At 70.7% G+C, this 20,223-nt stretch carries 18 protein-coding genes; 11 read left to right on the forward strand and 7 right to left on the reverse strand.

The window, feature by feature from the left end; translation table 11 throughout:
- The first annotated feature begins 143 nt into the window (after positions 1 to 143).
- Positions 144 to 2,330 (forward strand): ComEC/Rec2 family competence protein, encoded by a 2,187-nt coding sequence (locus ACFFGY_RS19215; protein ID WP_377046143.1) that lies wholly within the window; start codon positions 144 to 146, stop codon positions 2,328 to 2,330.
- Here ACFFGY_RS19215 and lexA read toward each other — a convergent pair.
- From lexA to ACFFGY_RS19245, 6 genes are all read right to left on the reverse strand, one after another.
- Complete coding sequence (gene lexA, locus ACFFGY_RS19220) at positions 2,324 to 3,064, reverse strand: transcriptional repressor LexA (RefSeq protein WP_377046144.1); 741 nt, start codon at positions 3,062 to 3,064, stop codon at positions 2,324 to 2,326. The genes ACFFGY_RS19215 and lexA overlap by 7 nt on opposite strands.
- 121 nt (positions 3,065 to 3,185) lie before the next feature.
- Positions 3,186 to 4,391, reverse strand: coding sequence for a molybdopterin molybdotransferase MoeA (locus tag ACFFGY_RS19225; RefSeq protein WP_377046145.1), 1,206 nt, complete (start codon positions 4,389 to 4,391; stop codon positions 3,186 to 3,188).
- Positions 4,391 to 4,870, reverse strand: coding sequence for a cyclic pyranopterin monophosphate synthase MoaC (moaC, locus tag ACFFGY_RS19230; RefSeq protein ID WP_377046146.1), 480 nt, complete (start codon positions 4,868 to 4,870; stop codon positions 4,391 to 4,393). The genes ACFFGY_RS19225 and moaC overlap by 1 nt, the downstream gene beginning before the upstream one ends.
- Entirely contained in the window at positions 4,867 to 5,724 is an 858-nt protein-coding gene (gene trpC / locus ACFFGY_RS19235) for an indole-3-glycerol phosphate synthase TrpC (protein WP_377046147.1), read from the reverse strand. Before trpC ends, moaC begins: the two co-directional genes overlap by 4 nt.
- Positions 5,725 to 5,757: 33 nt before the next feature.
- The gene (gene trpD / locus ACFFGY_RS19240) at positions 5,758 to 6,789 is read right to left on the reverse strand and encodes an anthranilate phosphoribosyltransferase (RefSeq protein ID WP_377046353.1); all 1,032 of its coding nucleotides are present in this window, start codon (positions 6,787 to 6,789) and stop codon (positions 5,758 to 5,760) included.
- 136 nt (positions 6,790 to 6,925) lie between these two features.
- The gene (locus tag ACFFGY_RS19245) at positions 6,926 to 8,815 is read right to left on the reverse strand and encodes a SurA N-terminal domain-containing protein (RefSeq protein ID WP_377046148.1); all 1,890 of its coding nucleotides are present in this window, start codon (positions 8,813 to 8,815) and stop codon (positions 6,926 to 6,928) included.
- 132 nt (positions 8,816 to 8,947) lie between these two features.
- Between ACFFGY_RS19245 and tpiA the strand changes: the two genes are divergently transcribed.
- The 4 genes from tpiA to kdsA all read left to right on the forward strand — a co-directional run bounded on the left by tpiA (position 8,948) and on the right by kdsA (position 12,776).
- Positions 8,948 to 9,697 carry a triose-phosphate isomerase gene (gene tpiA, locus ACFFGY_RS19250; protein ID WP_408905992.1) on the forward strand — a complete coding sequence of 250 codons (750 nt, stop codon included), beginning with the start codon at positions 8,948 to 8,950 and terminating at the stop codon, positions 9,695 to 9,697.
- Positions 9,698 to 9,763: 66 nt separating this feature from the next.
- Entirely contained in the window at positions 9,764 to 10,138 is a 375-nt protein-coding gene (secG, locus tag ACFFGY_RS19255; protein WP_377046150.1) for a preprotein translocase subunit SecG, read from the forward strand.
- 176 nt (positions 10,139 to 10,314) lie between these two features.
- Positions 10,315 to 11,946 (forward strand): CTP synthase, encoded by a 1,632-nt coding sequence (locus ACFFGY_RS19260; protein ID WP_377046151.1) that lies wholly within the window; start codon positions 10,315 to 10,317, stop codon positions 11,944 to 11,946.
- Positions 11,943 to 12,776 carry a 3-deoxy-8-phosphooctulonate synthase gene (gene kdsA / locus ACFFGY_RS19265; protein ID WP_377046152.1) on the forward strand — a complete coding sequence of 278 codons (834 nt, stop codon included), beginning with the start codon at positions 11,943 to 11,945 and terminating at the stop codon, positions 12,774 to 12,776. Before ACFFGY_RS19260 ends, kdsA begins: the two co-directional genes overlap by 4 nt.
- Positions 12,777 to 12,829: 53 nt before the next feature.
- On the opposite strand, the gene ACFFGY_RS19270 is transcribed toward kdsA, so the two are convergent.
- Positions 12,830 to 13,456, reverse strand: a complete 627-nt coding sequence (locus ACFFGY_RS19270; RefSeq protein WP_377046153.1) for a YceI family protein — start codon at positions 13,454 to 13,456, stop codon at positions 12,830 to 12,832.
- 176 nt (positions 13,457 to 13,632) lie between these two features.
- On the opposite strand from ACFFGY_RS19270, the gene eno reads away from it, so the two are divergent.
- The 6 genes from eno (at position 13,633) to ACFFGY_RS19300 (ending at position 20,123) form a co-directional block, all read left to right on the forward strand.
- Positions 13,633 to 14,916, forward strand: coding sequence for a phosphopyruvate hydratase (gene eno / locus ACFFGY_RS19275; RefSeq protein WP_377046154.1), 1,284 nt, complete (start codon positions 13,633 to 13,635; stop codon positions 14,914 to 14,916).
- Between the two features lie 258 nt (positions 14,917 to 15,174).
- Positions 15,175 to 15,474: an FtsB family cell division protein gene (locus ACFFGY_RS19280; protein ID WP_377046155.1), complete on the forward strand. Its 300-nt coding sequence runs from the start codon at positions 15,175 to 15,177 to the stop codon at positions 15,472 to 15,474.
- 317 nt (positions 15,475 to 15,791) lie between these two features.
- Complete coding sequence (gene pdhA, locus ACFFGY_RS19285) at positions 15,792 to 16,814, forward strand: pyruvate dehydrogenase (acetyl-transferring) E1 component subunit alpha (RefSeq protein ID WP_377046156.1); 1,023 nt, start codon at positions 15,792 to 15,794, stop codon at positions 16,812 to 16,814.
- A 1-nt stretch (position 16,815) separates the two neighbouring features.
- On the forward strand, positions 16,816 to 18,240 hold the full coding sequence (locus ACFFGY_RS19290; RefSeq protein WP_377046157.1) for a pyruvate dehydrogenase complex E1 component subunit beta: 1,425 nt from the start codon (positions 16,816 to 16,818) through the stop codon (positions 18,238 to 18,240).
- A gap of 12 nt (positions 18,241 to 18,252) precedes the next feature.
- Positions 18,253 to 19,650, forward strand: coding sequence for a pyruvate dehydrogenase complex dihydrolipoamide acetyltransferase (locus ACFFGY_RS19295; RefSeq protein ID WP_377046158.1), 1,398 nt, complete (start codon positions 18,253 to 18,255; stop codon positions 19,648 to 19,650).
- On the forward strand, positions 19,647 to 20,123 hold the full coding sequence (locus ACFFGY_RS19300) for a GNAT family N-acetyltransferase (RefSeq protein ID WP_377046159.1): 477 nt from the start codon (positions 19,647 to 19,649) through the stop codon (positions 20,121 to 20,123). Before ACFFGY_RS19295 ends, ACFFGY_RS19300 begins: the two co-directional genes overlap by 4 nt.
- Positions 20,124 to 20,223: the final 100 nt, after the last annotated feature.

Here is a 20,223-nt window from a genome sequence, read left to right on the forward strand (position 1 = left end):
CAGGCGCCTTAGCATCCGGCCGCGCCGGAGTTGAAGCGCACCGAACGCAGGGCAGCGGAAAAACACCCGGCGCAGCGATCCTGAACAGTGCGCGCCACAAGTGCCGGTTGCATTGCCCCGCCGCTGCGGGGATTGTCGCGCGCTTGTCGCTCGCCATCCTTCCCGCCGAAGCACCCGGCCTCCGATCCCGCTTCCGCGATGCCGCGATCGGCGCGGCAGCGGCGGAATGGGTGCGCCTGCCGCCCTGGCTGGCGGTGAGCCTGGGTGGCGGCGTGCTGTTCTACTTCGCGCTGCGGGTGGAACCTTCCGCGGTCTGGCTCTGGCTGCCCGCGCCCTTTCTGCTGCTGAGCCTGGGGCTATGGGCGCGGGGCTCGGCCTGGGCGCTGCCGGCGGCGATCCCCACGGCGGCGGCGATCGGCTTCTCGGCGGCCCTCTGGTCCACCGTGGCCGCGCCGCCGATGCCGGACCTGCCGCGACAGGCCACCGTGGTCACCGGCCGCGTCGCCGCCGTCGACCTGCTGCCCGGCGCGCGGCGGCTGCGGCTGGAGGAACCCCGGCTCGGCGGCGGGAACCCGCTGGAGCGCGACCTGCGCCTTCGCCTGCGCGCCGACGACGCCGCGCTGGTGGAGGTCGGCAGCCTCGTGCGGGTCCGCGCCCTGCTGCGCCCGCCCTCCGGTCCGGCGGCGCCGGGCGCCTGGGATTTCCAGCGCGACGCCTTCTTCGACGGGCTGGCCGGCAGCGGCACGGCGCTGGGCCCGGTGGAGGTTCTGGAACACGGGCAGGGTGGCAGCTTCGCCGGGCTGCGCAGCCTGTTGGAACGACGCGTCATGGCGGTGCTTGGCCAGGGCGGCACCGGCAGCGTCGCGAGCGCCATGCTGACCGGCAGCCAGTCGCCCATCCCGCGCGACGCCGTGGCGGCGATGCGCGACAGCGGCCTCGCGCACCTGCTGTCGGTGTCGGGGCTGCACATCGTGATCGTGATGGGCCTCGGCATGACGGTGGTGCGGACGCTGGTGGCGCTGGTGCCGCCGCTCGCCACCCGGTTCAACAGCAAGGCCGTGGCGGCCGTCGCCGGGCTGATCCTGGGCGCGGCCTACACGGTGCTGACGGGGTCGCAGGTGCCGATGCTGCGCTCCCTCGCCACGGCGGCGCTGGCGACGCTGGCGATCGTGCTGGGCCGGCGGGTGCTGTCGCTACGCAGCCTGGCGCTGGCCGCCGCGGCGGTGCTGCTGTGGAGCCCGGTGGCGGTGACCGGACCCTCCTTCCAGATGTCGTTTGCCGCCGTGCTGGCGCTGATCGCCGGCTGGGAAGTGCTGCACCCGCTGATCGAGCGGCTACGTGGCGAGGGCGAGCTCTGGCGGCGCGGGCTGATGGCAATCCTCGGGCTGGTGTTGACCTCGCTGCTGGCGGGCCTCGCCACCACGCCCTTCGGGCTGCACCATTTCGGGCGGCTGCAGCTCTACGGCGTGCTGGCCAACGCGGTGGCGGTGCCCATCACCTCGGTGCTGGTGATGCCGGCGGGCATGCTGGCCGTGCTGCTGATGCCCTTCGGGGTGGAGGCCCTGGCGCTGGTGCCGATGGGCTGGGGAACGGAGCTGGTGCTCTGGACGGCCCGAACGGTGGCGGCGCTGCCCGGCTCAACGGCCACCGCCACGCCGATCCCGGCCTGGGGGCTGCTGGTCTTCAGCCTCGGCTTCTGCTGGTTGTGCCTTTGGCAGACCCGCCTGCGCCTGCTGGGATTGCCGCTGATCCTGCTGGGGCTGGGCGCGGGCGAATTCGCGCGGCCGCCCGACCTGCTGGTGTCCTCGGATGCGCGGCTGATCGCCTTCCGCAGCCTTGCGGGCGTGCTGGCGCAGCAGAGCGGCAGAAATGACTTCGTGGAAAGCGGCTGGCTGCGCGGCTGGGGCGAGGCGGAACTCGCGGCGTTCCCGGTGAGCGGCACGGTCGGTGAGGGTAGCGCCCGCTGCTCCGCGGACGCCTGCCTGCTTCAGCCTTCGGAGGGAAGCACCACGGCGGCACTGCTGCGATCACCCCTGTCCGGCAGGAAGGGCGCGGGTGCCGAGGTCCGGGCGAGCCATTGCGACGACGCCGACATCCTGATCTCGGCGGAACCGATCCGCGGTCGCTGCGCACCTGCATCGCGCGCGTCCGCCACGGTCGACCGCTTCAGCGTGTGGCGCGACGGTCCGCACGCGATCTGGCTGGAGGGCGGTGCCGTCCGGGTCGTTTCGGACCGGGCCTGGCGCGGCAACCGGCCCTGGGTTCCCCCGCCGCCCGTGCCACGGGCGCGCGAGCCCATGGCGAAGACGGACGAGGGCGGCGCTCAGTAGCGGCGCAGCAGACCGACCAGCGTGCCCTGAACCTTGACGCGGTCGGGCCCGAAGATGCGCGTCTCGTAGCGGACGTTGGCGGGCTCCAGCGCCAGCGAGTTCCCCTTGCGGCGCAGGCGCTTCAGGGTGACCTCGTTGTCGTCGATCAGGGCCACCACGATGGCGCCGTTCTCGGCGGTGTCGCTGCGGCGGATGATCACCGTGTCGCTGTCGAGGATGCCGGCCTCGATCATCGAGTCGCCCGAAACCTCGAGCGCGTAGTGGTCGCCGCCCGTCAGCAGCGCGGCCGGAACCTCGACGCTGGCCCCGGCGTCGCGCATCGCCTCGATCGGCAGGCCCGCGGCGATCCGGCCATAGAGCGGCAGCTGCACCACCGCCGCGGCCGCTGCGGCCGCGGCATTGGCCGCCGGCGCGGAGTTGAAGTTCGCGCGGATGACGTTGGAGCCCACAGGAGAACCCAGGGGGGAACCCAGCGAGGCGGGCGCCGCCGTCGCGGGTGCCGTGGGCGTCTTGCCTACGTTCTCCGGCAGCCGCACGACCTCCAACGCCCGGGCGCGGTGTGCGCGGCGGCGCAGGAAGCCGCGCTCTTCCAGGGCGGTGATCAGGCGGTGGATGCCGGACTTCGAGCGGAGGTTCAGCGCCTCCTTCATTTCCTCGAAGGAGGGCGAGAAGCCGGTCTGACGCAGGTGCTGATCGATGAAGACGAGCAGCTCGTGTTGCTTGCGGGTGAGCATGAAAGCACCTTTCCGAGCGCCGTGTCGAACAAAAGGAGAAACTGCGCTGTTCTAGAAAGGTTCCACACCGCCGGTCAAGCGAATCGCCCTTGTAAAGCCGGGATTTCCGCTCACCAAAGGGTCAGATGCCGAGGTTGCCCAGTTCGATCATCCGCACCTCGGCCCCGGCGGGAAGCGCCTCGGCATGCGGCGCGCGGATCACCAGCGCCGAGGCCGCGGCCAGGAGCTGGAGCATGGAGCTGTCCTGGCGGGCAAAAACCTCGACCCGCGGCAGCTCGCCTTCCACCTGTTCCACGCGGGCGCGGAGGTAGTCCTGCCGCCCGTCATTCGCGGGCAGCGCCGTCGCGGTGGCGGCGCGCGTGAGCGGCGTTTCGCAGCGTTCCAGCCCCGACAGCCGGCGCAGCGCTGGCAACAGGAAGAGGATGCCGCAGACCAGGGCGGAAACCGGGTTGCCGGGGAGGCCCAGCAACGGAACCTCGCCCAACCGGCCCCAGATCAGCGGCTTGCCGGGGCGCATGGCGATCCGCCAGAAATCCTGGGCGAAGCCGTGCGGCGCCAGGGCGGAGCGGACGAGGTCGTGCTCGCCCACGCTGGCCCCGCCCGAGGTCACCAGGATGTCGCAGCGCGCAGCCGCACCCACGGTGTCCGCCAGCGCTTCGGCGCTGTCGCGTGCCACCGGCAGGACGACCGGCTGCCCGCCGCCCGCTCGCACCAGTGCCGCCAGCGCGTGGGCGTTGGAGGACACGATGCTGCCGCGCGGCAGGGGCTCGCCGGGCAGCACGATCTCATCGCCGGTGGCCAGGATGCCGACCGTCGGGCGGCGATGCACCGTGAGCCAGGGATGGTTGGCGGCCGCGGCCAGGCCAACGTCGCGGGCCGACAGCGCTCGGCCGGGTTGCAGCAGCGACTCGCCCTCGCGGAAGTCGAGGCCGGCGGCGCGGATCCAGCGGCCGGCGCGGACGGTCTCGCGGACCAGCACGGAGTCGCCGCTCCGCTCCGCATCCTCCTGCAGCAGGATGCCGTCGGCGCCGCGCGGCACGAAGCCGCCGGTGAAGATGCGCACGGCCTGCCCGAAGCCGACCTCACCCTCGAAGGGGTGCCCGGCCGGCGCGGCGCCGATCAGCGCGAGGCGGGCGCCCTCGGTGGCATCGGCGGCGCGCACCGCATAGCCGTCCATGGCGGACACGTCGGCCGGCGGCTGGCTCAGCCGCGCGGCGACCGGGCGGGCCAGGACGCGGCCCCAGGCCTCGGGCAGCGCCACGGTTTCGGCGGAAACCGGCGACAGCGCGCCGAGCACCCGCATCAGCGCTTCCTCGACCGGGATCATCAGATGGCCTCGTAGCTGCCGGACTTGCCACCGGACTTGTGCAGCAGGCGCACGGATTCGATCCGCATGCCGCGGTCGACCGCCTTGCACATGTCGTAGATGGTCAGCGCCGCGACGGTGGCGGCGGTGAGCGCCTCCATCTCGACGCCGGTGCGCCCGGTGGTCTTCACGGTCGCGGTCACCGTGACACGGTCGGGCTCGGCGGCCTCCAGCTCCAGCGACACGGCGCTCAAGGGCAGGGGATGGCAGAGCGGGATCAGGTCCGCGGTGCGCTTGGCGGCCATGATCCCGGCCAGGCGCGCGACGCCCAGCACGTCGCCCTTGCTAGCCCGGCCGTCGCGGATCAGCCGCAGCGTTTCGGGCTGCATCACCACCTCACAGCCCGCCACGGCGCGGCGCTCGGAAACGCCCTTGGCGCCCACGTCGACCATGTGGGCGCGGCCGGACGCATCGAAATGCGTCAGCGAATCGCCGCTCACAGCGCTTCGATCAGCCCGCGCGCGGCGCTCTCGACATCGGGCTGGCGCAGCAGGTGCTCACCCACCAGGAGGCAGCGGGCACCGGCGGCGGACATGCGGCGGACGTCCTCGGGCGTGCGGATGCCGCTCTCGGCCACCGGGATGCGGTCGGCCGGCACCAGCGGCGCCAGCTTCTCGGTCATGCCGATGTCGGTCTTGAGCGTGCGCAGGTTGCGGTTGTTGATGCCGATGAGGCGGGTTTCCAGCCCCAGGGCACGCTGCAGCTCGGCCTCGTCATGCACCTCGGCCAGCACCGACATGTCCAGGCTCCGCGCCGTATCCTCGAGCTCCTGCGCCTGGGCGTCCGACAGGGCGGCCATGATCAGCAGCACGCAGTCGGCACCCGCCACGCGGGCCTCGAAGACCTGATAGGGGTCGAGCAGGAAGTCCTTGCGCAGCGCCGGCAGGTGGCAGGCGCCGCGGGCCTCGGCCAAATCCTCCAGCTTGCCGCCGAAATGCGGGCCGTCGGTCAGCACCGACAGGCAGGCGGCGCCGGCGTTGCAGTAGGAGTTCGCCAGCGCGGCGGGCTGGAAGTCCGGCCGGATCAGCCCGCCGGACGGCGAGGAGCGCTTGATCTCGGCGATCAGGCCGACGCGGCCCTCGCCCACGGCGTTACACAAGGCGCCGGTGAAGGAGCGGGGTGCCGGGGCGTGAACGGCGCGCTTTTCCAGCTCGGCGAGCGGCACGGCGCGGCGGCGTTCCTCAACCTCGACGGCCTTTTCCGCCATGATCCGGGCCAGCACGTCGGGCATCTCGCCGGCGGTTTGGGCCCCAGGGCGGAGGGAGGGGGCGGAAAGGGGAGGCAGCTGGTCCATCGGCGGTTTCCTGCGGCGGCGCCAGCCACCTCGTCAAGCCTGGGGTTCGACCGCCGGTGCCGTGGCGCGACGCAGGCGCTCCAGCACGTCCCGTGCCGCACCCCCGTCGATCGCGCGCGACGCCATGTCGGCCGCTTCGCGCAGATCATCGCTCCGCCCGGCCACTGCAAGGGAAGCTGCCGCGTTCAGTACCACACAGTCACGATAGGGGCTGCGCACGCCGTCCAGCAGCGCCAGCAGCGCCGCGGCGTTGTGCGCCGGGGTGCCGCCGCGCAGCGCTTCCGCCGGGCTCTCGGGCAGGCCGGCATCCGCCGGGCTGACGGTGAACTCCCGCAAGGCGCCGTCGCGCAGCTCGACCACTTGAGAGGGCCCGGCAACCGTGAGCTCGTCGAGACCCTGGCCGTGCACCAGCCAGGCGCGCTCGCTGCCCAGCCGCGCCAGGGTTTCCGCCATCGGCCGCAGCCAGCGGGGGGAAAAGGCGCCCGTCATCTGCCGCCGCACGCGGGCCGGGCTCGCCAGCGGGCCGAGCAGGTTGAAGATGGTGCGGGTGCCGAGCTCGACGCGCGGGCCAGCCGCGTGGCGCAGCGCCGCGTGATGCCGGGTCGCCAGGAGGAAGGCAAGCCCGGCCTCGCGCAGCACCTCCGGCAGGCGCTCGATCGGGACCTCCAGGTTCACGCCCATGGCCGCGAAGGCGTCTGCCGTGCCCGAGGAGGAGGACTGGGCCTTGTTGCCGTGCTTGGCCACCGGCACGCCGCAGGCCGCCACCACGATCGCCGCGGCGGTGGAAATGTTCAGCGTCCCGGCCGCGTCACCGCCAGTGCCCACGATGTCCACCGCGCCGGCCGGCGCCTCCACCGGGATCATCCGCGACCGCATGGCACGCACCGCGCCGGTCAGCTCCGGCACGGTTTCGCCGCGCACGCGCATGGCCATCAGCAGCCCGGCGATCTGCGCCGGCGTCGCCTCGCCGGACATGATGACGCCGAAGGCCTCCTCGGCCTCGGTCTCGCTCAGCGTTTCGCCGGCGGCGACGCGGGCCAGGACCGGCTTCAGGGAGGCGCTCAGCTCACTGCTCCCGGGTTCGGGGAATGGAGGGCGGGCGGCGCGACATGGCCGCGGCGCGCGGAGGCACCAGCCTCATCCCTGGGTGAGCGGAGGGTCAAGGAACGTCGCAGGGCAGGGCGCGCCGTGATCCGCGCGCTCATTGGCCGGCCACCTGCGCCATGAGGCCCTCGTTGACCTCCACCTTGGCGCGGCGGCGCAGCGCGTCGAGGTAGCTCTGCTCGAGCTCGTCCTGCATCGCGGTCTCGACCTCGCTGCGGGTGCCGGCGAGCGCGTTGGGCGCCTCGGTGTCGCCGGGCTGGACCGAGAGCACCTGCGCCACCGCGAAGCCGTCCGCCGTGCGGGCCATGGTGGCGGCGTTGAGCTTGGTCGCGAAGACCGGCGCCAGCATCTCCGGCGGCAGGATGGTGCCGGGGCCGCGACCGACGGGACCGATCTGCTCGCTGCCGAGACCCGCCTCGGTGGCGGCGGCGGCCAGCGTCTTACCACCCTCGGTGGCGGTCATCAGCGCCGTGGCCCGGACCTCCTGCGCATGGGCACGGGCGTCCTGCACCCAGGCGGCGCGCACGGCGTCGCGCACCTGCTCGAAGGGGCGCAGCTTCGGCGGCTGCACCGACTGCAGCTCGATGCCGAGGAAGCCGGCGCCGGACTTCGACTCGTCGATGCGCCCCGGCTGCCCGGCCGAGGCCGCGAAGATCGCCGCGAGCGCTTCCTGGCGCGCGTAGTCGGGAACGGGCAGGGCGACCTCCTTGCCGTCGGCGTCGTGGCCGGTGCTGTCGGTGGTGACCGTGTCCACCCGCATGCCCGCCTGCCGCGCCACGTCGGCCAGCTTGGTGCCGCCGGCCAGCGCGTCCTGGGCGTCGTTGATCCGCTGGTAGGCGAGGTCGGCGGCCTTGGTCTGCGCGACTTCGGTGCGGAGCTGGTCGCGGACTTCGTCCAGGGACTGGGTGCTGGCGGGCTCGATCTTCACCACGCGCAGCACGTGCCAGCCGAAGGCGCTCTTGATCGGCGCGGTGACGCCGCCCTCGGGCGCCGAGAAGGCGGCCTCGGCCAGTTCCGGCACCGGCATGCCGCCGCGGTCGAGGCTGCCGAGTTCGAGGGCCTGGCCGCCCGCCGCCTGCGCCTGCTTCGCGATGTCGGCGAAGGAGGCGCCGTTCTTCCAGCTCTCGGCCAGCTCGCGCGCCTTGGATTCGTCGGCGATCAGCACCTGTTCCAGCTGGCGCTGCTCGGGCTTGCGGAAGCGGGTGCCGGCGGCGTCGTAGGCCGCCTGGATCTCGGCGTCGGAAACCTGCACCTCGGGCACCACGATCTCGGCCGCGAGCCGCGCCACGGTGGCGGTACGGGTTTCGGGGGTGGAGAATTCGGCCGGGTTGTTCTCGTGGAAGCGGCGCAGCTCCTCCTCGGTGGGGGCGGCGGGCTCGGGCGCGTCGTTCAGGCGCAGCCGCACCAGCTGCACCGTGCGCTGCTCGCCGGCCAGGGCTACCAGCTGACGGGCGAGCGCGTCGGGGGCAAAGGCACCGGCCCGCACGGCAGCGGCGAGCTGCTGGCGCTTCAGCTCCTCCTCCACGAAGCGCAGGAAGGTCGGCTCGTCGAGGCCGTTGCCCTGGAGGAACTGGTTGAAGATGCGGCGGTCGAACTGCCCGCCCGCCTGGAAGGCCGGGATCGCGAAGACGTAGCGGCGCACGGCCTCGCGCGGGGCCACCACGTCCAGCGACTGTGCTTCCTGTTCCATCACCCGGCTGTTGACCAGCGCGGCCACCGCCTGCTGCGCGACCGACTGCCGGATTTCCGGCGTCTGCTGGAAGTTGGGGCCGAGCTGCCGCTGCACCCGCGCCATTTCCCGCCGCGCCGCCTGCTGCGCGGTCACGAGGTCGATCTCTTCGCCGCCCACGCGCGCCACCGCGGTGGGGGAGGCGCCGAAATTGCGGACGACGTCCTCGATCCCCCAGATGCCGAAGGACAGGACCAACAACAGGAACAGGACCTTGGCGACCCATGTCCCGGCGAAGCGGCGGAAAGCGGAAAGCATCTCGGTTCCGGGCAGTGCTGAACGCCGATGCCTTAGCGGAGCGGCGCGCTGTTGCCAAACCGCCGCCGGCCCGGAATACGAAGCGATACAAGGCCGCAGTGCCCCGCCAGGAGAGTTCCGATGACGCCCGACATCCGCCCGCTGATCGCCGGCAACTGGAAGATGCACGGAACCGCGCGCGAGGCGGCGCAGCTGGCCGAGGCGGTGCGCGCCGGGGCCGGGGCCGTCACGGCGCGCTGCGACCTGCTGGTCTGCCCGCCCTTCGTCCATATCCATGCGGCCTCGGCAGCGATTGCCTGGCAGCCGATCGCGGTGGGGGCGCAGGACTGTTCGCCCCACGCCAAGGGCGCGCATACCGGCGACGTTTCCGCGCCGATGCTGGTGGATGCCGGCTGCGCCTACGTGATCCTGGGCCATTCGGAGCGCCGGGCCGATCACGGCGAGACCGACGCGCAGGTCCGCGCCAAGACGGAGGCCGCGATCGCCGCCGGCCTGATCCCGGTGGTCTGCGTGGGTGAGAGCGAGGCGCAGCGCGACGCGGGCGAGGCCGAATCGGTGGTGGCGGCGCAGCTCGCCGGATCGCTGCCGGACGGCTTCGCGGCGGCCAAGGGTGTCGTGGCCTACGAGCCGGTCTGGGCGATCGGCACCGGCCGCACGCCCACCGAGGCCGATATCCGCGCCATGCACGCGCGGATGCGGGCCGAGGTCACCGGCCGCTTCGGCCCGGCGGGCGGCACCACGCGGCTGCTCTACGGCGGTTCGGTGAAACCCTCCAACGCCGCCGCCATCCTGGCGCTGCCCGACGTGGACGGCGCGCTGGTGGGCGGCGCCTCGCTGGTGGCGGGGGATTTCCTGGCCATCGCGGCCGCGGTCGCGGGCTGAACGGGCCCTCCGCAAACAGGGACGGGGTAGCAACGGCCGCGGTTGGCGGCTAGAAGCCGGGCCAACATGACCACCGTCCTCCTTGTCCTGCACTTCATCGTCGCCCTCGCCCTGATCGGCGTGGTGCTGCTCCAGCGCAGCGAGGGCGGCGGCCTCGGCATCGGCTCCACCCAGGGCATGGGTGCCTTCATGACCGGGCGCGGCACGGCGAACCTGCTGACGCGCTCGACCGCGGTGCTGGCGACGCTGTTCTTCGTGCTGGCCGTGCTGCTGGGCCTGCTCAACCGCGGTGCGACGCAGGGTGGCGGCAGCTCGATCCTCGACAACCCGCCTTCCGTGACGCCGCCGGCCGCGACCGGCCCGGCGCTGAACGCCCCGCCGACCGCAACTCCGCCGGGGGCACCGGCCGCCCCCGCGGCGCCGGGCGTTCCCAACAACTGATCCGGCTGGCAGGGGGAAGCGCGTCTTTCCGCTGCCGCCCGGCTGATCCGCGGCGGGTGCCGGGTGCCGCGAGGCTCCGTGCCCGGCCGGCCGAGCTGCGGTCCCGGCCGCGCATGGCGCCCGCGCGTGCGGCGCGTCTGGTCACTTCCTGTTCCCCGAGCGTATAAGGGCCTCCCATGACGCGGTATGTTTTCATCACTGGCGGCGTGGTTTCCTCCCTCGGCAAGGGTATCGCGGCCGCCTCGCTGGCGGCGCTGCTCCAGGCGCGCGGGTACAAGGTCCGCCTTCGCAAGCTCGACCCCTACCTCAACGTGGATCCGGGGACGATGAGCCCCTATCAGCACGGCGAGGTCTTCGTGACCGATGACGGGGCGGAAACCGACCTCGACCTCGGCCACTACGAACGCTTCACCGGCGTTCATGCCAACCAGGCCGATGCCTGGACCTCGGGGCGCATCTATTCCGAGGTGCTGAGCAAGGAGCGCCGGGGCGACTACCTGGGCGGTACCGTCCAAGTCATTCCGCACATCACCGACCACATCAAGGCCGGCGTGGTCGCCGAGACCGACGACTACGACTTCATCATCGTGGAAGTCGGCGGCACGGTGGGCGACATCGAGAGCCTGCCCTTCCTGGAAGCGCTGCGGCAGCTGGGCAACGAGCTCGGCCCGCGCCAAAGCCTGTTCGTCCACCTGACGCTGGTGCCCTGGATCAACAGCGCGGGCGAGCTCAAGACCAAGCCCACGCAGCACAGCGTGAAGGAGCTGCTGGGGCTTGGCATCCAGCCGCAGATCCTCTTGTGCCGCTGCGACCGGCCGATCCCGGACAACGAGCGCCGCAAGATCGCGCTGTTCTGCAACGTGCGGCCCGAGAGCGTGATCCCGGCCCTGGACGCGGCCAGCATCTACGAGGTGCCGCTGAAGTACCACGAGGAAGGGCTGGACCGTGAGGTTCTGCGCCACTTCGACATGTCGGCCTATGGCGAGCCGGACCTGAGCCGCTGGCGGCGCATCATGCACTCCATCAAGCAGCCGGAGGGCGAGGTCACCGTCGCGGTGGTGGGCAAGTACACCAACCTGCTCGACGCCTATAAGTCGCTGAACGAGGCGATGACCCACGGCGGCATCGCGCACAACGTCAAGGTCAACCTCGATTGGGTGGACGCCCAGGTCTTCGAGGGCGAGGGCGCGATCGAGCGGCTGGAGGGCGTCCACGGCATCCTGGTGCCGGGCGGCTTCGGCGAGCGCGGGGCGGAGGGCAAGATCCGCGCCGTGCAGTTCGCGCGTGAGCGCAAGATCCCCTTCCTGGGCATCTGCTTCGGCATGCAGATGGCCGTGGTCGAGGCGGCGCGCAACGAGGTCGGGCTGAAGGATGCATCCTCCACCGAGTTCGGTCCGACCGACGAGCCCGTGGTCGGCCTGCTGACCGAATGGCGCCGCGGCAACGTCACGGAGCGCCGGGTCGAGGGCGCCGAACTCGGCGGCACGATGCGGCTGGGCTCCTATCCCTCGGTGCTGGCCGAGGACTCGCTGATCCGCCAGGTCTATGGCGGCGAGAGCGAGATCGTGGAGCGGCACCGCCACCGCTATGAGGTCAACGTCAACTACAAGGACCGGCTGGAAGAGCACGGGCTGCGCTTCTCCGGCATGTCGCCCGACGGCGTGCTGCCCGAGATCGTGGAGCGTCCGGACCATCCCTGGTTCATCGGCGTGCAGTACCACCCCGAGCTCAAGAGCAAGCCGTTCGAGCCGCACCCGCTCTTCGCGGGCTTCGTGGGCGCGGCGGTGAAGCAGGCCCGGCTGGTATGATCGCGGTCACGGTGGGGCCTGCCGGCAGCCGGCAGGTCACGATCGCCAACGACCGGCCGCTGGCCTTCATCTCCGGCCCCTGCCAGATCGAATCGCGCGCCCACGCGATCGAAACGGCCGAGGCGCTGCGCGAGATGGCCGAGAAGGCCGGCGTCGGGCTGATCTACAAGTCCTCCTTCGACAAGGCGAACCGCACCAGCGCCAATGCGGCGCGGGGCGTCGGCATGGCGGAAGGGCTGGCGATCCTGGCCGAGGTGCGCGAGCGCACGGGCCTGCCGGTGCTGACCGACATCCACGAGGCCGAACAATGCGCCCCCGTCGCCGAGGCGGTGGACTGTTTGCAGATCCCCGCCTTCCTGTGCCGCCAGACCGACCTGCTGATCGCGGCCGGGCGGACGGGCAAGCCGGTGAACGTCAAGAAGGGCCAGTTCCTGGCGCCCTGGGACATGCGCAACGTGGCGAGCAAGATCGCCTCCACCGGCAATGACCAGGTGATGCTGTGCGAGCGCGGTGCTTCGTTCGGCTACAACACGCTGGTGTCCGACATGCGGGCGCTGCCGATCATGGCCGAGACTGGCTTCCCGGTGGTGTTCGACGCCACGCACTCGGTGCAGCAGCCGGGCGGGCAGGGCACCTCGTCGGGCGGGCAGCGGGAATACGCGCCGGTGCTGGCGCGCGCCGCGGTGGCGGTGGGCGTGGCGGCGGTGTTCATCGAGTGCCACGAAGATCCGGACCACGCGCCGAGCGACGGGCCGAACATGATCCCGATCCGCGAGATGCCGGCGCTGATCGCGCGGTTGGCAGCCTTCGACCGGCTGAGCAAGGGCTGACGGTCGCGGGACCGCCGCCAGGGAAGCTTACCCCGGCGGCGGCCCACCGGTCCTTACTCCACCAGCTGGAACTCGCCCTCGAGGTCGAGCTTCACCTCGTCGCCCACCGCCGGCACCATGGTAACGATGCCGAACTGCGAGCGGCGGATGGTGGTGTGGCCGTCGAAGCCCAGCGTGTAGCGCTTGCTGACCGGATGCACCCCGGCCGCGTTGAAGTTGACGCGCAAGGTGACGGGCTTGGTGATGCCGTGCAGCGTCAGGTTGCCACGCACCCGTCCGCCGCGCTCGCCCACCCGTTCGACCTTGGTGGCGGTGAAGCTGGCGGTCGGGAACTTCGCCATGTCCAGGAAGTCCGGCGTGCGCAGGTGCTGGTCCAGCTCCGGCTCGTTGGCACGCAGCCCGTCCACGGGGATCTCGATCTGCAGGCTCGTGCGATCCAGGTTCGCCGGGTCGATCGTGAGCTTGCCGGACAGGTTGGTGAACTGCCCCTGGTAGAGCGACAGCCCCACATGGGTGACGGCCCAGGTGATCTTGCCGTGCTGCGGGTCGAGGACGTAGTTGCCGGCGCGGATCGCCATGGGATCGCGGTTCATCGCCGGAGGAGCGTCCTGCGCCATCGCCGGCAGGAACATGGTCTGCGCGAGCATCAGAAGCCCGGCGAAGGCGCGTCGGTTGATCATCCTGCCTCTCGTAAGGATTCGGCTGCCGAGTCCATGGTCCCGGCTCTCGGCCGCAAGGGGGCAGGCTGACGGCGGTGCGGTCAAGCGTCGTCGCGTGGTATTCACCGGCCGGGACTTGCTCTGGTCTGAGCAGCCCCCTATGCGCGGGGAACAACCTCGAATCTGGGAGCCTGGACGTGGCAGCCATCGCCGACATCATCGCGCGCGAGGTCCTAGACTCGCGCGGTAATCCGACCGTCGAAGTGGACGTCGTTCTCGACAGTGGCGCCACCGGCCGGTCCATCGTTCCTTCGGGCGCCTCCACCGGCGCGCACGAAGCGGTCGAGCTGCGCGACGGCGACAAGGCGCGCTACGGCGGCAAGGGCGTGCTGCAGGCCGTAGCCAATGTCGAGGGCGAGATCTTCGATGCCATCTCCGGCATGGATCCGACCGAGCAGGTCCTGATCGACGAGACGATGATCGACTTGGACGGCACGCCCAACAAGTCGCGCCTGGGTGCCAATGCCATGCTGGCGGTGTCGCTGGCCGTGGCGAAGGCAGCCGCGGCCGACCTCGGCACGCCGCTGTATCGCTACGTCGGCGGCGTCTTCGCCCGCACCTTGCCGGTGCCGATGATGAACATCATCAACGGTGGCAAGCACGCCGACAATCCCATTGATATTCAAGAATTCATGGTCATGCCGGTGGCGGCCGGCACCATGGCCGACGCGGTGCGCATCGGCGCCGAAATCTTTGCTTCGCTGAAGAAGGCGCTGCACGATGCCGGCCACAACACCAACGTGGGCGACGAGGGCGGCTTCGCGCCCAACCTGAAGTCGGCCGACGAGGCGCTGGGCTTCATCGCCAAGGCCTGCGAGGCCGCCGGGCACCGCGTGGGCGAGGACGTGATGTTCGCCCTCGACTGTGCCTCCACCGAGTTCTTCCACGACGGCAAGTACGTCATGGAAGGTGAGGGCAAGACCTTCGATCCGGCCGGCATGGTCGACTACCTGGCGGCGCTGTCCGACAAGTGGCCGATCGTGTCGATCGAGGACGGCTGCGCCGAGGACGACTGGGAAGGCTGGAAGCTGCTGACCGACAAGCTCGGCGGCCGCATGAACCTGGTGGGCGACGACCTGTTCGTCACCAACCCGGAGCGCCTGCGCACCGGCATCGAGCGTGGCGTCGGCAACGCCATCCTGGTCAAGGTGAACCAGATCGGCACCCTGACCGAGACGCTGGACGCGGTCGAGATCGCGCACCGCGCCGGCTACAAGGCCGTGATGTCGCACCGCTCCGGCGAGACCGAGGACGCGACGATCGCCGACCTGGCCGTCGCCACCAACTGCGGGCAGATCAAGACCGGCTCGCTGAGCCGCTCGGACCGTCTGGCCAAGTACAACCAGCTGATCCGCATCGAGGGCAGCCTGGGCTCCGCCGCCCGCTACGCCGGCCGCACGGTTCTGCCGCGCCGCGGCTGATCCCGGTTGCCGGGACAGGGCGCCATCGGCGCCCGGCCCCGGCGCGCCTGCGGGGAACCTTTCCGCAGTCGGGAGCGCTAACTGTTCTGCCTGTGCCATTTCCTGGCCAGCGCTCTGGCAGGCGCGACACAGTGCGGCCGCAAAGCGCCGCGGTTCCGCCGAATCTGTTGTGGAGCATCACGCGCCCGTGTCTGGTTGGGCTCGTGGGGACGTATTCGCTGGGGGGCGAACATCGTGCTGAAGAGTTTGAAGCGGCGCTTGCAGGCAGCGATCCTGCCGGCGCTATTCCTGGCGATCTGTGCCTATTTCGCGCAGCACGCCATCAGCGGGTCGCGCGGGACCGAGGCGCGTGCCGTGCGCCTGGCGCAAATCGCGGCGGCGCAAGGGGAACTGGCGGCGGCCGTGGCGGAACGCGACGCGATCGCGGTGAAGGTCAACGGGCTGCGCGGCGAGCACCTGGACCTCGACATGCTCGACGAGCGTGCCCGGGCGCTGCTCAACGTGGTGGCCAAGGATGAACTCGTGATTCCCTACGGCCCGAACGAGCGTCTTTTCTGACGCCGCGGCATCGCGGGGAGGTCTAACCGGCCGACTCCCGGCCGCTGTTCCGAGGAGCCCTGGAGTGCCTCGGACGAGACCATTCTCCGTTAAAAGCATAGTTGTAGAATTCTACAAGTTATGGGTAAATAACCCGAGTTCTGCGTAACGCGGCGCATGTAAAACCGGCTATTTTGCATGTTGCGCCGCAACATCAATGGCTTGCGATCTTTCGGCGCGGCCCGCTCGCTTGCGCAGCCCTCTGGGCGCGCGTATCTGCCAGAGCAACCAAGGTCCTTTGGACTGAGGTTCTTCTGGGCAGCAGCGAAGGGACTCCCATGAGCCAGGGTGTCGAGACCTCACCGAAGCAGCGTCGCGGAGGGGAGAACGCCCCCGCGATGTCGCGGGAAGACCTTCAGCGCGCCTACCGGGACATGGTGCTGATCCGCCGCTTCGAGGAGCGGGCCGGTCAGCTCTACGGCATGGGGCTGATCGGCGGCTTCTGCCACCTCTATATCGGCCAGGAGGCCGTGGTGGTCGGGCTCCAGATGGCGCTCAAGAAGGGCGACCAGGTGATCACCTCCTACCGCGACCACGGGCACATGCTGGCCACGGGGATGGAAGCGCGCGGCGTGATGGCCGAACTGACGGGCCGTTCGGGTGGCTACTCGAAGGGCAAGGGCGGCTCGATGCACATGTTCAGCGTCGAGAAGGGCTTCTTCGGCGGCCACGGCATCGTGGGCGCGCAGGTGAGCCTCGGCGCCGGCCTCGCCTTCGCCAACTGGTACCGCCAGAACGACAACGTGTCGGTCGCCTATTTCGGCGAGGGCGCGTCGAACCAGGGCCAGGTCTACGAAAGCTTCAACATGGCGGCGCTGCTGAAGCTGCCGGTCGTGTTCGTGATCGAGAACAACAAGTACGGCATGGGCACCAGCGTCGAGCGTTCCTCGGCCTCCAAGGACCTGTCGAAGAATGGCGCGCCCTGGGGCATCCCGGGTGAGCAGGTGAACGGTCAGGACGTGACCGCGGTGCGTGAGGCCGGTGAGCGGGCGGTGGCGCACTGCCGCGCTGGCAACGGCCCGTACCTGCTGGAGATGATGACCTACCGCTACCGCGGCCATTCCATGTCCGACCCCGCGAAGTACCGCACCCGCGAGGAGGTGCAGCACATGCGCGAGACCAGCGACTGCATCGAGCTGGTGCGCCGGCTGCTGCTCGGCCAGGACGTGACGGAAGCGGACCTGAAGAAGATTGACGACGAGGTGAAGGTGATCGTGCAGGACGCTGCGGATTTCGCGCAGACCTCGCCCGAACCCGAAGAGTCGGAGCTGTGGACCGACGTGCTGGCGGAGACGAAGTAAGATGGGTTCGACCCTGCTGATGCCCGCGCTCTCCCCGACCATGACGGAGGGCAAGCTCAGCCGCTGGCTGAAGAAGGAAGGCGACGAGGTGCGCTCCGGCGACGTGATTGCCGAGATCGAGACCGACAAGGCCACCATGGAGTTCGAGGCCGTCGACGAGGGCAAGCTGACCAAGATCCTGGTGCCGGAAGGCACCGAGGGCGTCAGCGTGAACTCCCCCATCGCCGAGATCGACGGCGGCGGCGGCGCGGTGACGCCGCAGGCGCCGGGCGCTGACACCAACATGCCGCAGCAGCCCGCCCCGCCGGCGGCGGCCGCCGGTGGCAGCACGGGTGAAACGGCCAAGAAGGCCGAGGACCACAAGCAGGTCGCCGAGAAGGGCGCCGCCGAGCGGCCTGAGGCCTCCGCCAAGCCGGTCGCGCCCGAGAAGGATTGGGGTCCGACCAAGCCGATCACGGTGCGCGAAGCGCTGCGCGACGCCATGGCCGCCGAGATGCGCGCCGACGATCGCGTTTACCTGATGGGCGAGGAAGTCGCGCAGTACCAGGGCGCCTACAAGATTTCCCAGGGCCTGCTGGATGAGTTCGGCCCGCGCCGCGTGATCGACACCCCGATCACCGAGCACGGCTTCACCGGCATCGCGGTCGGCTCCGCCATGAACGGCCTCAAGCCGATCCTGGAGTTCATGACCTTCAACTTCGCCATGCAGGCGATCGACCAGATCATCAACTCCGCCGCCAAGACCCGCTACATGTCGGGCGGCCAGATCGCCTGTCCGATCGTGTTCCGCGGCCCCAACGGCGCGGCGGCCCGCGTGGCGGCGCAGCACTCGCAGGATTACGCCGCCTGGTACGCCAGCGTGCCCGGCCTGATCGTGCTGGCACCCTGGTCGGCAGCCGATGCGAAGGGTCTGCTGCGCGCCGCGATCCAGGACCCGAACCCGGTGATCTTCCTGGAAAACGAGATCCTTTACGGCCAGACCTTCGAGTGCCCGACCTCGGACGACTTCGTCCTGCCGATCGGCAAGGCGAAGATCGAGCGCGAGGGCAAGGACGTCACCATCGTCGCCTACTCGATCGAGGTCGGGCTCGCGATGCAGGCGGCCGAGAAGCTGGCGGCCGAGGGGATCGAGGCCGAGGTCATCAACCTCCGCACGCTGCGCCCGCTCGACACCGAGACGATCGTGAACTCGGTCCGGAAGACCAATCGCCTCGTGGTGGTGCAGGAAGGCTGGCCATATGCCGGCATCGGCGCCGAGGTGTCGATGCGCGTGATCGAGGAGGCCTTCGACCACCTCGACGCGCCGCCGGTCCGCGTTTGTGCCGCCGACGTGCCGCTGCCCTACGCCGCCAACCTCGAGAAGCTGGCGCTGCCGCGGCTCGACCAAGTGGTGGACGCGGTCAAGACCGTGACCTACCGGAAGTAAGGGGCAGCTCGCATGGCGACCAATATCCTGATGCCCGCGCTGTCCCCGACCATGACGGAAGGGACGCTGGCGCGCTGGCTCAAGAAGGAAGGCGAGACGGTCAAGTCCGGCGACGTGCTGGCCGAGATCGAGACCGACAAGGCCACCATGGAATTCGAGGCCGTGGATGAGGGCATCCTCGGCAAGATCCTGGTGCCCGAAGGGTCCGAGGGCGTGAAGGTCAACCAGCCCATCGGCATCATGGTCGAGGAAGGCGAGGCGGTGCCGGAAGGCGCCGCGGCCGGCGGCGGTGCGCAGGGTGGCGGAGCCAAGGGCGCAGAGGGGCCGAACCCCTCCGCTTCCGGCAGCCCGGCGCTGGAGGCCGTGCAGGCCTCGGGCGGCAAGGTCGCCGGTGCGCCGGAACAGCCAGTGGCGCCGCCGACCGGTGGCAACAACGCCCCAGCGCAGACCGGCGGTGCCGCGTCCAAGGGTGGTTCGCAGGGTGGGCGGGTCTTCGCCTCGCCGCTGGCGCGCCGCATGGCGGAGCAGGCCGGCCTCGACCTGTCGGCGATCAGCGGCTCCGGCCCGAACGGCCGCATCGTGAAGGCCGATGTCGAGGCGGCGCAGAAGGCGCCCAAGGCTCAGCCGGCCCAGGCGGCGGCGCAGCCCGCGGCGGCCGAGGCCCCGGCGCCCGCCGCGCCGAAGCCCGCGCCCAAGGCGCCCGCGATCACCGCGCCGCACACGGCCGTGCCGAACTCCTCGATGCGCAAGGTCATCGCGCGTCGCCTGTCGGAGTCGAAGCAAACCGTTCCGCACTTCTACGTGTCGATGGACATCCGCCTCGACGCGCTGCTGAAGCTGCGGGCCGACCTGAACGCGCGTTCGCCCAAGGACGGTCCGGGCGCCTACAAGCTCTCGGTCAACGACCTGGTCATCAAGGCGGCGGCCGCGACGCTGCGGAAGTTCCCCAACGTCAACGCCACTTGGACCGACGACGCGATCCTGCAGTTCCACGACGTGGACATCTCGGTCGCGGTGTCGATCCCCGACGGGCTGATCACCCCGATCGTCCGTGGCGCCGACCGCAAGGGCCTCGCCACCATCTCCAACGAGATGAAGGACCTCGGCGCTCGCGCCAAGTCCGGCAAGCTGAAGCCCGAGGAGTTCCAGGGCGGCGGCTTCTCCATCTCCAACATGGGGATGTTCGGCGTGAAGGACTTCGCCGCCATCATCAACCCGCCCCAGGCCGGTATCCTGGCCGTGGGCGCGGGTGAGCAGCGGCCGGTGGTGATCGACGGGGCGCTGGCGGTGGCGACCGTCATGACCTGCACCCTGTCCGTCGACCACCGCGTGGTGGACGGCGCGCTGGCGGCGGAATGGCTGGCCTCGTTCAAGAAGACCGTCGAGGATCCGCTGAGCCTGCTGCTGTGACCGTGCTGCTGCGGGACGCCGTAGAGGCCGACCTGCCCGCCATCCTCCGCTTCACGCGGGCGCTGGCGGCGCATGAGGGACGTCCGGAGGCGGTCAGCGCCGGCCTGGACGACCTCCGGTCGGCCGGCTTCGGCGACCCGCGGCGCGTCTGGTTCCTTGTCGCCGAGGTGGCGGGGGAGCCGGTGGGCTTCGCGGCCTGGAGCACGCCCTTCAGCATGTACCGGGGCAAGGGCGTGCTGTCGGTCAACACGGTGTTCGTGGAACCGGCATGGCAGGGGCGTGGCCTCGGCCGGCGGATCTTCGCGGCCCTGGCGGCGCGGGCCGTGGCGGAAGGGCTGGAGCGGATGGAGTGGAGCGTCCTCGAGACCAACCGTTCGGCCATCGCCTTCTATGATCGCCTGGGTGCCGGAACGCCACCGGCAACCTCCCGCCGGTACCTCGAAGGTGCCGCGCTGAGGGCCCTGGCAGCCTGAGTGTTGTTCTGAGCATCATGGCTCAGTACGTTGATCTTGAAGTATTCGCGGCTTGGCATCGGCCATGCCCCTGTTCCCTGTCCGCCCCCTTCTGGCGGGA

It is taken from the genome of Roseomonas elaeocarpi (genome assembly GCF_042433915.1).
Taxonomy (GTDB): Bacteria; Pseudomonadota; Alphaproteobacteria; order Acetobacterales; family Acetobacteraceae; genus Roseomonas; species Roseomonas elaeocarpi.

Excerpts from the sequence above, each read along its gene's own strand:
- ACFFGY_RS19260 (WP_377046151.1), top strand. The coding sequence starts at position 10,315 with ATGACGCGGTATGTTTTCATCACTGGCGGCGTGGTTTCCTCCCTCGGC.
- ACFFGY_RS19295 (WP_377046158.1), top strand. The coding sequence starts at position 18,253 with ATGGCGACCAATATCCTGATGCCCGCGCTGTCCCCGACCATGACGGAA.
- ACFFGY_RS19245 (WP_377046148.1), bottom strand. The coding sequence starts at position 8,815 with ATGCTTTCCGCTTTCCGCCGCTTCGCCGGGACATGGGTCGCCAAGGTC.
- lexA (WP_377046144.1), bottom strand. The coding sequence starts at position 3,064 with ATGCTCACCCGCAAGCAACACGAGCTGCTCGTCTTCATCGATCAGCAC.
- ACFFGY_RS19270 (WP_377046153.1), bottom strand. The coding sequence starts at position 13,456 with ATGATCAACCGACGCGCCTTCGCCGGGCTTCTGATGCTCGCGCAGACC.
- kdsA (WP_377046152.1), top strand. The coding sequence starts at position 11,943 with ATGATCGCGGTCACGGTGGGGCCTGCCGGCAGCCGGCAGGTCACGATC.
- ACFFGY_RS19290 (WP_377046157.1), top strand. The coding sequence starts at position 16,816 with ATGGGTTCGACCCTGCTGATGCCCGCGCTCTCCCCGACCATGACGGAG.
- secG (WP_377046150.1), top strand. The coding sequence starts at position 9,764 with ATGACCACCGTCCTCCTTGTCCTGCACTTCATCGTCGCCCTCGCCCTG.
- ACFFGY_RS19225 (WP_377046145.1), bottom strand. The coding sequence starts at position 4,391 with ATGATCCCGGTCGAGGAAGCGCTGATGCGGGTGCTCGGCGCGCTGTCG.
- pdhA (WP_377046156.1), top strand. The coding sequence starts at position 15,792 with ATGAGCCAGGGTGTCGAGACCTCACCGAAGCAGCGTCGCGGAGGGGAG.
- trpC (WP_377046147.1), bottom strand. The coding sequence starts at position 5,724 with ATGGACCAGCTGCCTCCCCTTTCCGCCCCCTCCCTCCGCCCTGGGGCC.